Origin of the sequence: Paeniglutamicibacter sp. NPDC012692 (assembly GCF_042901625.1) — a bacterium.
Classification (GTDB): Bacteria; Actinomycetota; Actinomycetes; order Actinomycetales; family Micrococcaceae; genus Paeniglutamicibacter.
Genome location: NZ_JBIBDE010000001.1, coordinates 1,019,998 through 1,035,452, shown reverse-complemented (window position 1 = coordinate 1,035,452; position 15,455 = coordinate 1,019,998). Strand labels below are relative to the sequence as shown.

Here is a 15,455-nt window from a genome sequence, read left to right as displayed (position 1 = left end):
CCTTTCATGCGGGCCAGGTCCCGGTTGCAGCTATGGACTGACTAGCAGCCGTAGTACAGCTCGAACTCGTACGGGTTCGGGCGCAGCGACAGCGGCTTGATCTCGTGTTCGCGCTTGTATTCGATCCAGGTGCGGATCAGGTCCTCGGTGAAGACATCGCCCTCAAGCAGGAAGTCGAAGTCGTTTTCCAGGGCCAGCAGGGCTTCCTCGAGCGAGCTCGGGGCAACCTGGATGTCCTTGGCTTCCTCGGCCGGGAGCTCGTAGAGGTCCTTGTCGATCGGGTCTGCCGGCTCGATGCGGTTCTTGATGCCGTCGAGGCCTGCCATCAGCTGGGCGGCGAAGGCCAGGTATGGGTTCGAGGCTGCGTCCGGTGCGCGGAATTCGATGCGCTTGGCCTTCGGGTTCGAACCGGTGATCGGGATGCGGATACCGGCCGAGCGGTTGCCCTGCGAGTAAACCATGTTGACCGGGGCTTCGAAGCCCTTGACCAGGCGGCGGTAGGAGTTCACCGTCGGGTTGGTGAAGGCGAGGACGGCCGAGGCGTGCTTCAGCAGGCCGCCGATGTACCAGCGAGCCATGTCCGAGAGGCCGGCGTAGCCCTTCTCGTCGTAGAACAGCGGAACGCCGTTGGCCCAGAGCGACTGGTGGCAGTGCATGCCCGAGCCGTTGTCACCGAAGATCGGCTTCGGCATGAAGGTTGCGGACTTGCCCCAGGCGTCGGCCACGTTCTTGACGATGTACTTGAACTTCAGGATGTCATCGGCCGAGTGGGTCAGCGTGTTGAACTTGTAGTTGATCTCGGCCTGGCCGGCTGCGCCAACCTCGTGGTGGCTGCGCTCGACCTCAAGGCCGGCGGCCTCGAGCTCAAGGCAGATGGCGTCGCGGAGGTCGGCCTGCTTGTCGGTCGGGGAGACCGGGAAGTAACCGCCCTTGAAGGGGGTCTTGTAGCCCTGGTTGCCGCCCTCTTCCTTCTTGCCGGTGTTCCAAGGTGCCTCGACGGAATCGACCTTGTAGAAGGAGCCCTGCGGCTTGGATTCGTACTGCACGTTGTCGAAGATGAAGAATTCGGCTTCGGGTGCGAAGAATGCGGTGTCGGCAATGCCGGTCGAGGTCAGGTAGGCCTCTGCACGCTCGGCAACGCCGCGCGGGTCGCGGTGGTACGGCTCGCCGGTGCGCGGGTTCACGATCGAGAAGTTGAACGCCAGGGTCTTTTCCAGGCGGAACGGATCAACGAAGCCCGAAGTCACGTCCGGGATCAGCTGCATGTCGGAGTCGGCGATGCCGGCGAAGCCGCGGATCGAGGAACCGTCGAAGAGCTGGCCGTTGAGGAAGAAGTCAGCGTCGACCGTGCGGGCCGGGACGTTGAAGTGCTGCTGAACGCCGGGGAGGTCCGTGAAACGGATATCGACGAACTTGACGTCTTCTTCGGCAATGTATGCCATGACTTCTTCTGGACTCTTGAACATAGTCAGGGGCTCCTGTGTGGTTTCATCTGGGTGCGGCTGGGGCTGCCGTGGAAGGGAAAACGCCGGGTCTTGCCTTCCTTCGTTATCAACCATAGACCGTTGCCGTTACTCTACTGTGTCTCGATTGTTTCAAGTACGTTACACGGACATGGATTTCACCATCGGGTGCATGAGATGGATCACACCGCCGCTCGGCGGTGTGGCGTGTCTGGCCCGGAAGGCCTTGGAAACCGGGGCTCCGGCGCGCGAGTTGGCGCACCCCGGTAGTCTGGTAGATGTGGAAAGAAAAGATTTTGGCTCGTGGCTCGAGGGCCCGCCGCAACTGAGTAACCAGGAATGGCCAGGCAAGCGACTCGGTCGTCCCGAGAGCGGACCGGGCTCCGTGGCACGGATCGGACGGCGCGTAGGCGCCCTGCTGGTTGACTGGGGAATCGCGATGCTGATTTCGCTGGTCTTCTTCAAGGCAGACACGACGGCGAACCTGGTGATCTTTGCCGCGATGCAGATGCTCTTCGTAGGGGTCACCGGGCATTCCATCGGCCACCGGATCTTCGGGATGCAGGTCCAGGGCATGGACGGGAGCGCGGTGAAACCGCTGACCGGAATCATCCGGACCTTGCTGATCTGCCTGGTGATCCCGCCGCTGCTGAGTGATTCCGACCAGCGCGGCTACCATGACCGGCTGGGCAAGACGATTCTCGTACGTATCTAGTTCGGCATCGTGCCGGGCTGGAAATAGTTAAATGAGTGAGGGGCTGGAACCAACTTGGTTCCAGCCCCTCACTCATTTCGCAAGTGCTGTTCTTTAGCGTCCGCGGCGATCCGGGCGGGCCCGGTTCGGGTCGATCCCCTTGGGGATCGGCAAGCGAGCGCTGCCCAGGGTGCTCAGTCGCTTGTCAACGGCGCTGATCTCCAGCTTGGTGATCGACTTGGGAAGCTTCTTCATCGCCTTGCCGACCTCGGCCAAAGGAACCTGTCCTTCGTCGCTACCGGCGTTGATGACGTGGATCGGGACGTTGGGAAGAACGCGGTTCATGCGCTTGCGCTCGGCGTCAACCAGCGTGCGAACGCGCGTGGTCGGCCCCTCGGTCACAAGTACAACGCCTGCGCGACCGATGCCCAGGAAGACCAGGTCCTTCGTGCGCGGGTTTACCGCGACGGGCTCGTCCTTCAGGATCCAGCCACGGCGAAGCACGCTCATGGCCGCACCGGCAGCGCCGGGACGTCCCTCGAGCTGCTTGAACGCGGCCTTTTCGGCGCGGCGGGAAAGAATCATCGTTGCAGCCAACAATGCCAGCGGGATCGAGATGAGAAGCGCGGTGATCCAGTTCTTGATCAGCAGGCCAACAACGAGGCCCACCACCATCACGCCAAGGGCCGCCAGGATCATCAGCCAAACGACCATCGGGTCGTTCTTGCGAGTCATCTGGAAGACCTGACCCAGCTGTTTCAGCCGGCCTGGTTCCTTAGTGGCCTTCTCGGCCTTTGGCTTGCGCGAAAAGAGTCCACGCTTTGGGCTTGCAGCCTCGCTCGAGGCATTATCGGTGTTTTTGGCCATAGTGGTTCAATTCTACGTGATGCGAAGCTGACTATGTGCCGACCAGAGACGACGCCTCCTGACGCGTGTCTCCGGAACTTTCGATGTGGGCCAGGGCTTCGGGAATTGGCAGCCCCTTCTTGCGCATTGCAGCCGCCCACAGCCGTCCTGCGCGGTAGGAAGAGCGAACCAGCGGGCCGCTCATGACGCCAAGAATGCCCATTTCCTCGGCTTCCTGCTGCAATTCCACGAATTCCTGCGGCTTGACCCAGCGTTCGACCGGGTGGTGGCGTTCGGTTGGACGCAGGTACTGGGTGATGGTCAAGAGGTCGCAGCCGGCATCCACGAGATCCTTGATGGCCTCGGTGATTTCCTCGCGGGTCTCGCCCATGCCCAGAATCAGGTTGGACTTGGTGATCATCCCGTTGGCGCGGCCCTGGGAGATGACGTCGAGCGAGCGTTCGTAACGGAAAGCAGGGCGGATGGACTTGAAGAGTCGAGGCACTGTCTCGAGGTTGTGGGCGTAGACCTCGGGAGCCGACGCACAGATTTCGTCGAGGAATTCCGGCTTGCCGGAGAAGTCGGGAATCAGCAGTTCAACGCCGGTGCCGGGGTTCAGCTGATGGATGCGGCGGACGGTCTCGGCGTAGAGCCAGGTTCCCTCGTCCTCCAGGTCATCACGGGCGACGCCGGTGACGGTTGCGTAGCGCAGGCCCATCTTCTTGACGCTCATGGCGACCTTGAAGGGTTCGGCGCGGTCGATGGCCTGTGGCTTGCCGGTGTCGATCTGGCAGAAATCGCAGCGGCGGGTGCATTCGGAGCCGCCGATGAGGAAGGTTGCTTCCTTGTCTTCCCAACATTCGAAGATGTTCGGGCAGCCCGCTTCCTCGCAGACGGTGTTCAGTCCCTCGGACTTGACGAGTTTCTTCAGGCCCACGTATTCGGGGCCGATGTTGACCTTGGCCTTGATCCAGGCTGGCTTCCGTTCAACGGGCGTTGCGGAGTTGCGCTGCTCAATGCGTAGCAGGCGGCGGCCCTCGGGTGCGGCGTTCATCGGTTGGCTCCTTCAGGTTTGGTTGATGTCAACGACACGATGGGGCTCAGCAAGACTTCGAGTTCTTTCTCGACACGGTCAATGACATCTGCTGGAGTGATGGTGGTTCCAGTTTCCACGCTGAGGCTTGTGACCCCGGCGTCGGTGATTCCACAAGGAATGATTTGTGCGTAGGGGGAGAGATCGTTGGAGCAGTTGAAGGCGAATCCATGCATGGTGACACCACGGTCTACGCGGATGCCGATGGCACCGAGCTTCCGGTCTTGAGTGCCGTCGGCGCCCAGTACCCACACGCCGCTACGGCCCTTGATGCGGGTGGCGGGAATGCCATACCCGACGGACACTCTGATCATTGCTTCCTCGAGGACCGAGACGTATTCGCGGATGCCCTTCAAGTCCAGCAAGCGGACGATTGCGTATCCGACGAGTTGTCCGGGCCCGTGCCAGGTCAGCTTTCCGCCGCGATCAACGTCAATGACGGGTGTTCCGTCCACTGGCAGGTCTTCGGGTTCCGTCAGGCGGCCTGCGGTGTACACCGCTTCGTGCTCCAGAAGGAATACCACAGGTCCGGAGTTTCCGTGCGTGACTTCCTCGTGAACGCGCCGTTGCAGTTCCCAGGCCTCGCGATAATCGACCAGCTCTGGAGCCAGGCCAATTCGTTCGAATTTGATGCTCATGGCCAATACGGTACGCCTATCGCTGACCGCCTTCGAATTCGCAATTACATGCGTCTTGTGGATAACCAAAACCAAATTTTTCTATGAAGCGTAGAACTAATGCATGGAAACGCGTGACGAACCGCAGCAACGACCGCAAATTGCCGGATATGACACCAATAGGTATCTGGGACAGGGTGGAAACGGAACAGTATGGGTTATTCAAGACACCGATTCGGGCGAGGAATTTGCCGTAAAGATCATCGGATATGACGAATCGTTGCGACGGATTGGTGCCGGCGGCTTGGATCTGCGTCATGAATTCCTGGTGCACGAGCACGGCATCGTTGATACCTCCGAAGGCCCGGGAATCTTGATGGAGTATTGCCCTGCCGGCAGCGCAGCCGCGGTGGTTTCGGCCCGGGGACCGCTAAGCGTTGGGGAGGTTTTGACGGTGATTGCACCGATTGCCGAGACCCTGCAGTTTCTTCACGAACAGGGGTTGACCCATGGCGACGTTAGCCCGCGAAACATCCTGTTCACTGCCGAAGGGAAACCCAAACTAAGTGACTTTGGAACCCATTCGATCCGTGGCGAAACTCCTGAAGATTATGGGACAAACGGATTCTGTGCCCCTGAAGTTGCTCGGCTCGCCGAACCCGGTGAACTTGAACCGGCCCGTGACGTCTATGCTTTGGCCGCATGTACGTGGTACCTCCTGACCGGACGGGCGCCGGCCCCGGAAACAAACCGGATCCCCATTGGGGCGATGGTCCCGGAGGTGAACGACGATCTCGCGATCCTGCTTGAGGACGGGCTGGCTGTCGACCCGTTGCGGCGCCCCAGCGCAGGGCAGTTCGCGCGCCGAATCTTTTCCGGTGGTGCCCCGAGCGCCGTGGAACTTGGCGCGGCAGTCGAACCGGAGGCGCTCAGGCACATGATTACCACGTGGCAGTCGCCTCAAAAAAGAGCATTGTTCGCACGCTTCAAGCGGGCCAAAACAGGGGAGACGCAAGCCAAAAGCGTCACAAAGCGGCGACGCCGAGAACGGGTTGCGCGAAAGCCAGCGAACAAGCCACCGGATTCGCCGACCCCGTCGGGGACGCGCCCTCCGACTAGCCTCCGCCCCAAAGACAGCAGGGGAGTGCGCGAAGCGCATGCGCATCGGATCCAGTCGCTGGCGGGTGGAAGGCGAAAGTTGGTGGCTGTCGGCCTGCTCGGGGTGTTGGTGGTCATATCCGGAGCTGTTCTTGCGCAGTCGTTAGACATCCCTGCGTCCCAAGCCGATGCCCACGGTATCGAGCCCCCGGTCGCTGCCTTGCCGGTGCCGGAAGCGAACGCCCCGGACGGGAAGCATCAGGGATTCGGCAACGAACGCGACGACATACTCTTGGCCGCCGCGGACCTGACGCTGCGGCGGGATCGGATGTTGATGGAGGGCGACGCAAAGGCGCTCAAAGCGATTCACATGCCAGGCTCGCCTTCGATGACCCGTGACAGCGAAATTCTGGCTCTCATGAAGCGAAACGAACTGAAGCTCGAATCCTTGCAAACATCGATGGAAGATGCCTCCGTTGTGGCCATCGGCACGAATGAAAGTGCGTTCGTGGAGGCAACCAGCACTCAAGGCGGATACAGGTACGTGGACGGTTCAGGAAAGGCCGTCATCACCGCAAGAGATCCGGAACGACAGCCCGTGCGTCTTGAACTGCGCCGGAACAAGGGGAAATGGAAAATCTGGGACGTCCGTTCGATGCCATGAGGGTCGGCCCTGACGGGGCACGGCAAAGCGGGTGCCGGTGGTTCGGACACTTGCTCGCTGCGAACCAGCAACACCCGCTAGTGGCTATGCCAGACGTGCATCCAGGGTGATGGAAGGAACCGCGGCCAGGGCCGCAGACACGGGACAGCCCTCTTTGGCTGCGTGGGCCAATTTTTGGAATTCCCCGTCGTCGAGGCCCGGAACCGTGGCCACCAGCGTCAAACGAATTTCACTGATCCTCGCCCCGTTGCTGGTGTCGAAATCGACTTCCGCCGTGGTCACAAGCTTTTCGGCAACGTGGCCCGAGTCCTTCAGCATGCCGCTGAGCGCCATGCAGTAGCAGGAGGCATGGGCGGCGGCGATGAGTTCCTCAGGGCTGGTCTTGCCCTCAGCGACCTCGGCGCGTGCCCGCCAGGTCACGGGGAAGGTTCCGATACCCGAGGTTTCAAACGTGGTTTCCCCGGCGCCCGAGACCAAATCCCCGGTCCAGACGGTGTTTGCGCTTCGTGTTACTGCCATGGTGACAACTCCTTGGATTTACAGAGGAATCGAAGCTTGCGCTCCATGTGCCATCCTATGGCCGAGCACCTGCAACCGAAAGGGAGATTGCCGGGTGTGTGCGGGATGTCCAAAGCTGACGGTCGCCGTTTGCCGCTCGTTGCAATGCCGATGTCAAGGAGCGCGTATCCACGGTTAAACGCCGTTGCGGTGTGCGCCAAAAGGCACACACCGCAACGGATCATGCGTCGTATCGGGGGATTAGACCCAGAGAACGGCTACGGCGATCGCGATCAACGCGGTGCCGCCGGTGCCGTGGGCAAGCCCGGTCGGAACCGGCAGGCCGTTCTTGATCTTCTTGCGACCCAACAGGGCCGCGACGAAGACGCCGATAGCCAGCAGGAGCTTGACGGCAATCTTGATGTGGTTCAGCTCGGCATTCTGCATCTCGGCCAAGCCGACGAGCAGCAGGCCGGTCACCAGCTGGGCGATGGAACCGTACCACTGCCATACGTTGACGGTAGGCGTCTTGAAGTTGGCCAGCCAGCCGCCGAAGATCGCCGCTGCACCCAAAATGTGCAGGAATACGAGGAATGCATGCAAAAAGGTCATGTCCATAGCCTAATCGAAATTCGACGTCGCGTAGAACTTCGAACGCATGAAAGTGTCCGATGACATGGTGGTACGACTCGGGGCGGCACTCCGTGATGGAGTGCCGCCCCGAGTGGCGAAGCCCTAGGTCTTAGAGACCGAGGTCGGCTGCGAAGGCGCCTTCCTCAAGGCGTGCCTTCAGCGTCTGCAGGAAGCGACCTGCATCGGCGCCGTCGACCAGACGGTGATCGTAGGTCAGCGACAGGTACATCATGTGGCGGATGGCAATGGTGTCATCGCCATCGGCGTTGGTGACCACGACTGCGCGCTTGACGATCGCACCGGTGCCCAGGATGGCTACCTGCGGCTGGTTGATGATCGGGGTGTCGAACAGTGCGCCAACCGAACCGATGTTGGTGATCGAGAAGGTTCCGCCCGAGAGCTCGTCCGGACCGATCTTGTTGGTGCGGGTGCGGTTTGCAACGTCTGCGATCTTGCCGGCCAGGCCGGCCAGGTTCAGGTCGCCTGCGTTGGAAATAACCGGAACCAGCAGGCCCTTGTCGGTGTCTACTGCAATCGCCAGGTGTTCGGCGTTGTGGTAGGTGATTTCCTGGGTGTCTTCGTTGTACTCGGCGTTCAGCTTCGGGTGCTGCTTCAGCGCTTCGGCAACGGCCTTGGCGATGAACGGCAGGAAGGTGAGCTTGGTGCCGTTGGTTGCCGCGAAGGCATCCTTGGCCGAGTTGCGCAGCTTGAAGATGCGGGTCATGTCGACCTCGTGCACCTGGGTCAGCTGGGTGGAGATATCCAGGGACTCGCGCATGCGGCGGGCGATGACCTGGCGGATGCGCGGAGCCTTGGCAACTGTGCCGCGCAGCGAGGAAGCCACGACGGGTGCTGCTGCTGCGGCCGGGGCTGCAACAGGTGCTGCCGCTGCCGGAGCGGAAGCGGTCTTGGCTGCGGCAGCGGCGTCGATGACATCCTGCTTGCGGATGCGTCCGCCAACGCCGGTGCCGGTCACGGTGGCCAGGTCGACACCGTTCTGGTTTGCCAGGCGGCGAACCAGCGGGGTGACGTAGCCGTCGTTGCCTGCGGCTGCTGCGGGTGCAGCGGCAACAGGAGCGGCCGGTGCGGCAACCGGTGCTGCAGGGGCAGCAACAGGTGCCGGTGCGGCTACGGGGGCCGGAGCGGCGACAGGAGCCGGAGCAGCAACCGGAGCTGCTGCCGGGGCCGGAGCTGCAACCGGAGCGGCCGGTGCGGCTGCGCCTGCTGCGCCGATGATTGCCAGGATCGAGCCGACTTCGGCGGTCTCGTCTTCGGCAACGCGGATTTCCAGCAGGGTGCCTGCAACCGGCGAAGGAACCTCGGTGTCGACCTTGTCGGTGGAAACCTCGAGCAACGGCTCGTCAACTGCAACATCGTCGCCGACGGCCTTCAGCCAGCGGGTGACGGTGCCTTCGGTGACGGATTCGCCCAATGCCGGAAGGGTGATCTCGGTGCCCGATGCCGGTGCGGCGGGGGCGGCCGGTGCTGCCGGGGCAGCCTCTGCAACCGGAGCCGGTGCGGCTACCGGGGCCGGAGCCTCAACAGCTGCGGGTGCCTCGGCAACCGGGGCAGCGGCGGAACCCGAGCCGTCGCCGATGCGAACCAGAGCGGCTCCAACATCAGCGGTTTCGTCTTCTGCGACGAGGATCTCTTCGATGACGCCGGCAACCGGCGAAGGGATCTCGGTGTCGACCTTGTCGGTCGAAACTTCCAGCAACGGCTCGTCGACCTCAACGCGGTCGCCGACCTGCTTGAGCCAGCGCGTAACGGTGCCTTCGGTGACACTTTCACCCAAAGCGGGCAAGTTCACGGTTTCAGACATCTTGTTCCCGTTCTCCTAAAAACTAAATTTTGTGTGCGAGAGATCCGCGGGTTTCCCGCACATCTCGTGGGAGGCGTTGCCTCCGAGTTTAGTGCACCGCGCACGCGAGCCTTTCGGTCGCGTGCACGGAGCAGCAAATGTGACTAACCGTGCAGCGGCTTGCCGGCCAAGGCCATTGCGGCCTCGCCGAGCGATTCGTTCTGCGTCGGGTGTGCGTGGATGAGCTGTGCGACGTCCTCCGGGTAGGCTTCCCAGTTCACGATGAGCTGTGCTTCACCGATCTGCTCGCCGATGCGGCCGCCGATGCCGTGAACGCCGACGATCGGGCCGTTCTTGACGCGGACCATCTTGATCAGGCCGGAAGTGCCCAGGATGGAGGACTTGCCATTGCCGGCCAGGTTGTACTCGGTGACCTCGATCTGGTCGGCGCCGAACTTTTCCTTGGCAGCAGGCTCCGAGTAGCCAACTGAAGCGATTTCCGGTTCGCAGAAGGTGACCTTCGGGATGTTGATGTCCTCGACGACAACCGGGTTCAGGCCGGCGATCTCTTCGGCGACGAAGATGCCGTGCTGGTAGCCGCGGTGTGCAAGCTGGACGCCCGGGACGATGTCGCCGATGGCGAAGATGTTGCCCACTCCGGTGTGGCAGCGCTCGTTGATGAGCACGAAGCCGCGGTCCATCGGGATGCCCTGCTCTTCGTAGCCCAGGCCGGCGGTGACCGGGCCACGGCCAACTGCAACCAGGACGATGTCCGCTTCGAGGACCTTGCCGTCTGCGAGGAAGACCTTGACGCCGTTGGCGTCCTGCTCGACCTTTTCGAAGAAGACGCCGGTGTTGAACTTGATGCCGCGCTTCTTGAAGGCGCGCTCCAGGTTCTTGATGATCGAGGGATCTTCGTTCGGAACCAGGGAAGGCAGGCCTTCAACGATGGTCACGTCGACGCCGAAGGACTTCCACACGGAAGCGAATTCAACGCCGATGACGCCGCCGCCGAGCACGATGGCGCTCTTCGGAAGGGTGTCCATGTTCAGCGCTTCGGTGCTGGTGAGGACGCGCCCGCCGATTTCCAGGCCGAAGGTCTTCGACTCGGAACCCGTGGCAAGGATGATGTTCTTGCCCTTGTAGGCAACACCGTCAACGTCGATGGTGTCCTGGGACACCAGGCGGCCGTTACCTTCGATAACGGTGACCTTCTTCATCTTCAGCAGACCCGACAGGCCCTTGTGCTTGCCGGCGACAATGCCGTCCTTGTAGCTGCGCACGGCGCCGAGGTCGATGGACTCAAGCGTGGTGTTGATGCCGTACTTGGCACCTTCGCGAGCGTTTTCGGCCAGTTCGGCCGAGTGCAGGTACGCCTTGGTCGGGATGCAACCGGTGTGCAGGCAGGTGCCACCGAGCTTGGCCTTCTCAATCAAGCCGACGGTGAAACCCAGCTGGACGGCGCGCAATGCTGCCGAGTAGCCGGCGGAACCGCCACCGAGAATGAGGATGTCGAATTCTTGCGTTGCTGCCGATTCGGCCACGTGAACGCTCCCTCGTTATGAGTTGTGGCCAACGTGGTGGTCGGCCATGGTGTGTGGGGGGGGGGTGTTTCCCCGCGCCCGTGATGCGGGCGCGACGAAACTGTAATGCAAGTGATCTATCAGAATTACCTTAGCCCCATGAAACGGACTCGGCCACATGCCGTGATACACATTGCCGTCAACTGTGACGGGTTACACAACGCCGGGGTGAAGCGGAAAAGTTCCGGAAAAACCCCGGCGTCGTGCACGCCTCGTCCATGGGGGCGGGCGGGACTACTTTCCTGCGGCCATTTCCTCGGCGAACGTCACCAGGGTGCGCACCGAGGAGCCCGTGGCGTTCTTGTGGGTGTAACCGAACGCAGCGGCCTCGTTGAAGGCCGGTCCGGCGATGTCCATGTGGGCCCACGGGATCTTCACGCCGTCGACCTCGCCGACGAATTCGTTCAGGAACGCGGCGGCGGTCATCATGCCACCCATGCGTTCACCAATGTTGGCCAGGTCCGCGACCTGCGAGTCGATGCTCGGGCGCAGTTCCTCGGGAATCGGCATGGCCCAAGCGGCCTCCCCGGCACGGTCCGCGGCGGCAACCACCGAATCGCGCAGCGCCTCGTCGCCCATGACGCCCGCGGTGCGCACACCCAGGGCCACGACCTGGGCACCGGTCAGCGTGGCGACGTCGATGATGGCGTCCGGCTTCTCGGCACTGGCCGCAACCAGGCCGTCGGCCATGACCAAGCGGCCCTCGGCGTCGGTGTTCAGCACCTCGACGGTCTTGCCGCCGAACATGGTGATGACGTCGCCCGGACGGGTCGAGCCGCCGCCTGGCATGTTCTCCGCAAGGCACAGCCATGCGGTGACCTTCACCGGAAGGCCCAGCTCGGCGATGGCGACGATGGCCTGGTGGATCGTCGCGGCGCCTGCCATGTCGTTCTTCATGGCGTGCATGCCCAGCGCGGGCTTGATGGAGATTCCGCCTGTGTCGAAGGTGATGCCCTTGCCGACGAGGGCCAGGTGCTTGGATGCCTTGGCGGGGGAGTACTCGACCTTGACCAGGCGCGGGCCCCGGTCCGAGCCGCGTCCCACGCCCATCAGGCCGCCATAGCCGTCCTTTTCCAGCTTCTTGTCGTCGATGATGGTGACCTTCAGGGCGAGGCCCTTGGCGGTGTCCTTGACTGCCTGGGCGAAGGACTCCGGGTACAGGACGTTCGGGGCGGTGTTGACCAGGTCTCGGGTTGCGCGCACGGCGCGGCCGATGACGGCCGCGCGCTTCAGTGCGGCGGGCAGCGTCTTGTCTGCAGAGGCGGCGGTGGCGATGACGGCCTCGCTCAGCGGCTGCTTCTTGGCCGGGGTCGAGCGGTGGTTGGAGAAGTCGTAGGCACCCATGGCGATGCCCTCGGCGACGGCTTCGGCCTGGGCGACCGTCGCGGCCGGCAAGGCGAACAGCACGGTGGAGGTGCCGGCAAGCTGGCGGGTCGCCGAGCCGGCGGCGCGACGCAGCGCCTCTTCGGTCAGGGTGGATTCCTCGAAGTCGCCCAGGCCGATGAAGGCGAAGAGCTCGGCCTTGGTTTCGGCGGTTGCCGGCAGGAGGGTCAGCTCGTCTGCGGCTCCGCTGGCATTGAGCAGGCTCAGGGAAGCCTCCAGTGACTCGGTCACCTTCGGGCTGAACGGCGATGCCACCAGCGTCGGACCGTCGGTGCCCTTGACGACACCAAGGACCAGGGCGCCGGCGCCGATGCGCTTGATGTCGGTGGAAACGGCGGTCAGCTTGAGATCGCTTGAGTTGATCACGAAACGATTCCTCTTCGGTAGATTCTGTGGGTGCAGTGAAAGTACGTGTACCTCGGGGGTGCGCCATCGGTGCCGGGCCCCAAGGTCTTTGGTGGCCCCATTGCCGATTGGGCTTTACCGATCGTATCCCTGAGACGGAGCACACACCGCATTTGATCCCGAGTCGGCCTAGAATTGAGGGTGGTCACGGGAAGAAATCACGCACTCCCTTGGTTGACCCCTCTGTAACGGGAACCGATCCGATCTGGTCGAGTCCCCACGTCCACTCCTGTTGGGTTCGGGTGTTTGCTTGCGCACTGTCCAGGCGCATGCCCCGTGACATCGGAGAACGCCAAGACAGCAACCTGAAAGGAGCAGTGGCAATGCTTGAATACCAATCCCTGGTCCGGTTCGAAGACGTCGACCTGGATGCCCTGGAACTTCAAGGCCTCGACCTGCTGATCGGAATGCGCGGCCACACCGATGCGGGCCATGTTGCCTCACAGGTGCGCACCGAATTGCTTGACTCGCTCAACCCCCGGCTGATCGCCTCCTTCGACACCGACCAGCTGATCAACTACCGCGAGCGCCGGCCCCAGATTTCCTTCCTCGGCGACCACTTTGCCGCCTACCAGCCGCCGCGCCTGGAGCTTTACCTGCTCACCGATGGGCTGGAGCAGGACTTCCTTTTCCTTACCGGGCCCGAACCGGACCTTGCCTGGGAGCGGGTGTCGCGGGCGGTGGTCGCACTGGTCGAGGCGCTGAACGTCCGCCTGACGGTTTCCTTCGGCGCAGTGCCGATGCCCGTCCCGCACACGCGCCAGATGGGTGTCACCGCGCACGGAAACCGCAAGGACATCATCGAGGGCATTTCCACCTGGTCGCCCACCGCCGAGCTCCCGGCCAGCATGGTCAACCTCGTTGAGGTGCGGCTGACCGAGGCCTCGCGCGACGCGGTCGGCTACTCGATGCATGTTCCGCACTACCTTTCCGAAGCCGAGTACCCGCAGGTTGCCGTCGGGGCGCTGGAATACGTCGGCGCCGCCATGGGCCTGGGCCTGCCCACCGACAGGCTGCGCGAGGCGGGCCGCCGGCTTGAGGGGCAGATTGCCGAGCAGGTTGCGGGCAGCCCCGAGGTGCAGAAAATGGTGGCGGGCTTCGAGGAGCGGTTCGACCAGCACGTCCCCGAGACCGAACGGCGCTCGCTGCTGGTGAGCCTCGATGCCGAAGTTCCCGACGGGGACGAATTGGCGATGGCGGTCGAGGCCTTCCTCTCCGGCATGGACGACCAGGGTGGCCCGGCCGCCACGGATTCCTAGTGGGCAAGCCGGCGCACCACGATTCCGCGCGAGCCTGGCTGGTCTGGGGTGCGAGCGTCGGGGCCTACCTGATCGCCGTCACCCAGCGAACCAGCTTCGGCGTCGCCGGGCTTGAGGCAACGGAGCGCTTTGACGCCTCGGCCTCCATTCTTGCAACGTTCTCCGTGGTGCAGCTTGTGGTCTACGCGGGATTGCAGATCCCGGTCGGCGTGCTGGTCGACCGTTGGGGCCCGCGCGCGATGATCACCGGCGGCGCGGCGCTGATGGTGATCGGCCAGTTGCTTCTGGCGATGGCCGACTCGGTGGGCGCGGGACTCGTCGGACGGTTCTTTGTCGGTGCCGGCGACGCGATGACGTTCGTGTCGGTGATCCGGCTGCTTCCCGTCTGGTTCTCCGGCTACCGGATCCCGATGCTCACCCAGGTCACCGGCATGGTCGGCCAACTGGGCCAGCTGCTTTCACTGATCCCCTTCGTGGCGCTGCTGCACCTGTGGAGCTGGACCCCGGCGTTCCTCTCGCTGGCGGCCTTGTCCGTCCTGGCGCTGCTGCTTGCGGTGTTCCTTGTCAGCGACGGGCCGCGCGCCGCGGGCCCGCGGCCCGTCCAGCCCAGGGTCCGCGCCCTGCTGTCGCACGCGTGGAAGGAACCCGGCACCCGATTGGGCTTCTGGACGCACTTCACCACGCAGTTCTCGGCCAACGTCTTCTTGCTGACGTGGGGCTACCCGTTCCTCGTATCGGGGCAGGGCCTGTCCCCGGAGCTTGCCTCCGGGCTGTTGTCCATCTTCGTGGTCGTTGCGATGGTCTTCGGCCCGATCCTGGGTGCAGCCGTGGCCCGTTACCCGAACCGCCGCTCAAACATCGCATTCGGCGTCATCCTCGGCATCGCGTTGAGCTGGCTCGCCGTCGTCCTGTGGCCCGGCAAGGCACCCCTTTGGATGCTGATCGTCTTGATCGTCTTCGTGGCCATCGGCGGCCCTGCCTCCATGATCGGGTTCGATTTTGCCCGCACCTTCAATCCGCAGCACGTCATCGGCACCGCCACCGGGATCGTCAACGTCGGGGGGTTCCTTGCCGCACTGGTATCCGTCTACGTGATTGGCTGGCTGCTGGATTTCCAGCAAAAGGCCGCCGGACCGGGCGCCGAGCTGTACACCCTTGACGCCTTCCGCTGGGCCATGTCATTCCAGTTCCTCGTGATCGTCATCGGTGTCGTCGGCATGTTCGTCACCAGGGGCAAGGCGCGCCGCGACCTGGCGTTGCGCGGAACAACCCTGCCAGGCGGAGCCGCCACGAGCGTTCCGGGCAACTAGCCACCGCACTGTCCCTCACAGGCCGGGTGCCCGGCCGTGGCGTCGGTTGGCGCTCCACAGCCGGCCCCGGAAGCCGGACGGCGGAGCGCGACCACGCGCACCCTGTGG

13 protein-coding genes are annotated in these 15,455 nt (G+C 63.3%); 4 read left to right on the top strand and 9 right to left on the bottom strand.

Annotation, left to right across the window (positions count from 1 at the left end; all coding sequences use genetic code 11):
- Positions 1–41: 41 nt before the first annotated feature.
- Complete coding sequence (glnA, locus tag ACFY5D_RS04765) at positions 42–1,466, bottom strand: type I glutamate--ammonia ligase (RefSeq protein ID WP_387525731.1); 1,425 nt, start codon at positions 1,464–1,466, stop codon at positions 42–44.
- Between the two features lie 277 nt (positions 1,467–1,743).
- Here glnA and ACFY5D_RS04760 point away from each other — a divergent pair, with 277 nt between their 5' ends.
- A complete protein-coding gene (locus tag ACFY5D_RS04760; RefSeq protein ID WP_387525728.1) occupies positions 1,744–2,178 on the top strand; it encodes an RDD family protein in 435 nt (144 codons plus the stop codon).
- A gap of 93 nt (positions 2,179–2,271) precedes the next feature.
- On the opposite strand, the gene ACFY5D_RS04755 is transcribed toward ACFY5D_RS04760, so the two are convergent.
- The 3 genes from ACFY5D_RS04755 to lipB are packed head-to-tail and all read right to left on the bottom strand — an operon-like array spanning position 2,272 to position 4,734.
- Complete coding sequence (locus ACFY5D_RS04755; protein WP_387525725.1) at positions 2,272–3,024, bottom strand: DUF4191 domain-containing protein; 753 nt, start codon at positions 3,022–3,024, stop codon at positions 2,272–2,274.
- Positions 3,025–3,055: 31 nt separating this feature from the next.
- Positions 3,056–4,057 carry a lipoyl synthase gene (lipA, locus tag ACFY5D_RS04750; protein WP_387525723.1) on the bottom strand — a complete coding sequence of 334 codons (1,002 nt, stop codon included), beginning with the start codon at positions 4,055–4,057 and terminating at the stop codon, positions 3,056–3,058.
- Entirely contained in the window at positions 4,054–4,734 is a 681-nt protein-coding gene (gene lipB / locus ACFY5D_RS04745; RefSeq protein ID WP_387527565.1) for a lipoyl(octanoyl) transferase LipB, read from the bottom strand. Before lipB ends, lipA begins: the two co-directional genes overlap by 4 nt.
- A gap of 103 nt (positions 4,735–4,837) precedes the next feature.
- On the opposite strand from lipB, the gene ACFY5D_RS04740 reads away from it, so the two are divergent.
- Positions 4,838–6,475, top strand: coding sequence for a serine/threonine protein kinase (locus ACFY5D_RS04740; RefSeq protein ID WP_387525720.1), 1,638 nt, complete (start codon positions 4,838–4,840; stop codon positions 6,473–6,475).
- 84 nt (positions 6,476–6,559) lie between these two features.
- Here ACFY5D_RS04740 and ACFY5D_RS04735 read toward each other — a convergent pair whose 3' ends face one another.
- The 5 genes from ACFY5D_RS04735 to ACFY5D_RS04715 all read right to left on the bottom strand — a co-directional run bounded on the left by ACFY5D_RS04735 (position 6,560) and on the right by ACFY5D_RS04715 (position 12,739).
- Positions 6,560–6,994 (bottom strand): OsmC family peroxiredoxin, encoded by a 435-nt coding sequence (locus ACFY5D_RS04735; RefSeq protein WP_387525718.1) that lies wholly within the window; start codon positions 6,992–6,994, stop codon positions 6,560–6,562.
- Between the two features lie 240 nt (positions 6,995–7,234).
- Positions 7,235–7,585 carry a hypothetical protein gene (locus ACFY5D_RS04730; RefSeq protein WP_387525715.1) on the bottom strand — a complete coding sequence of 117 codons (351 nt, stop codon included), beginning with the start codon at positions 7,583–7,585 and terminating at the stop codon, positions 7,235–7,237.
- Between the two features lie 130 nt (positions 7,586–7,715).
- A complete protein-coding gene (sucB, locus tag ACFY5D_RS04725; RefSeq protein WP_387525712.1) occupies positions 7,716–9,428 on the bottom strand; it encodes a 2-oxoglutarate dehydrogenase, E2 component, dihydrolipoamide succinyltransferase in 1,713 nt (570 codons plus the stop codon).
- A gap of 143 nt (positions 9,429–9,571) precedes the next feature.
- Positions 9,572–10,951, bottom strand: coding sequence for a dihydrolipoyl dehydrogenase (lpdA, locus tag ACFY5D_RS04720; RefSeq protein ID WP_387525709.1), 1,380 nt, complete (start codon positions 10,949–10,951; stop codon positions 9,572–9,574).
- Positions 10,952–11,224: 273 nt separating this feature from the next.
- Positions 11,225–12,739, bottom strand: coding sequence for a leucyl aminopeptidase (locus ACFY5D_RS04715; protein WP_387525706.1), 1,515 nt, complete (start codon positions 12,737–12,739; stop codon positions 11,225–11,227).
- Positions 12,740–13,101: 362 nt separating this feature from the next.
- Here ACFY5D_RS04715 and ACFY5D_RS04710 point away from each other — a divergent pair, with 362 nt between their 5' ends.
- Both ACFY5D_RS04710 and ACFY5D_RS04705 read left to right on the top strand, forming a co-directional pair.
- A complete protein-coding gene (locus ACFY5D_RS04710; protein WP_387525703.1) occupies positions 13,102–14,037 on the top strand; it encodes a proteasome assembly chaperone family protein in 936 nt (311 codons plus the stop codon).
- On the top strand, positions 14,037–15,347 hold the full coding sequence (locus ACFY5D_RS04705) for a nitrate/nitrite transporter (protein ID WP_387525701.1): 1,311 nt from the start codon (positions 14,037–14,039) through the stop codon (positions 15,345–15,347). The genes ACFY5D_RS04710 and ACFY5D_RS04705 overlap by 1 nt, the downstream gene beginning before the upstream one ends.
- Positions 15,348–15,455 lie beyond the last annotated feature (108 nt).

Coding starts and splice junctions, on each gene's coding strand:
- glnA (WP_387525731.1), bottom strand. CDS start 1,466: ATGTTCAAGAGTCCAGAAGAAGTCATGGCATACATTGCCGAAGAAGAC.
- ACFY5D_RS04755 (WP_387525725.1), bottom strand. CDS start 3,024: ATGGCCAAAAACACCGATAATGCCTCGAGCGAGGCTGCAAGCCCAAAG.
- lipA (WP_387525723.1), bottom strand. CDS start 4,057: ATGAACGCCGCACCCGAGGGCCGCCGCCTGCTACGCATTGAGCAGCGC.
- lipB (WP_387527565.1), bottom strand. CDS start 4,734: ATGAGCATCAAATTCGAACGAATTGGCCTGGCTCCAGAGCTGGTCGAT.
- ACFY5D_RS04740 (WP_387525720.1), top strand. CDS start 4,838: ATGGAAACGCGTGACGAACCGCAGCAACGACCGCAAATTGCCGGATAT.
- ACFY5D_RS04735 (WP_387525718.1), bottom strand. CDS start 6,994: ATGGCAGTAACACGAAGCGCAAACACCGTCTGGACCGGGGATTTGGTC.
- ACFY5D_RS04730 (WP_387525715.1), bottom strand. CDS start 7,585: ATGACCTTTTTGCATGCATTCCTCGTATTCCTGCACATTTTGGGTGCA.
- sucB (WP_387525712.1), bottom strand. CDS start 9,428: ATGTCTGAAACCGTGAACTTGCCCGCTTTGGGTGAAAGTGTCACCGAA.
- ACFY5D_RS04710 (WP_387525703.1), top strand. CDS start 13,102: ATGCTTGAATACCAATCCCTGGTCCGGTTCGAAGACGTCGACCTGGAT.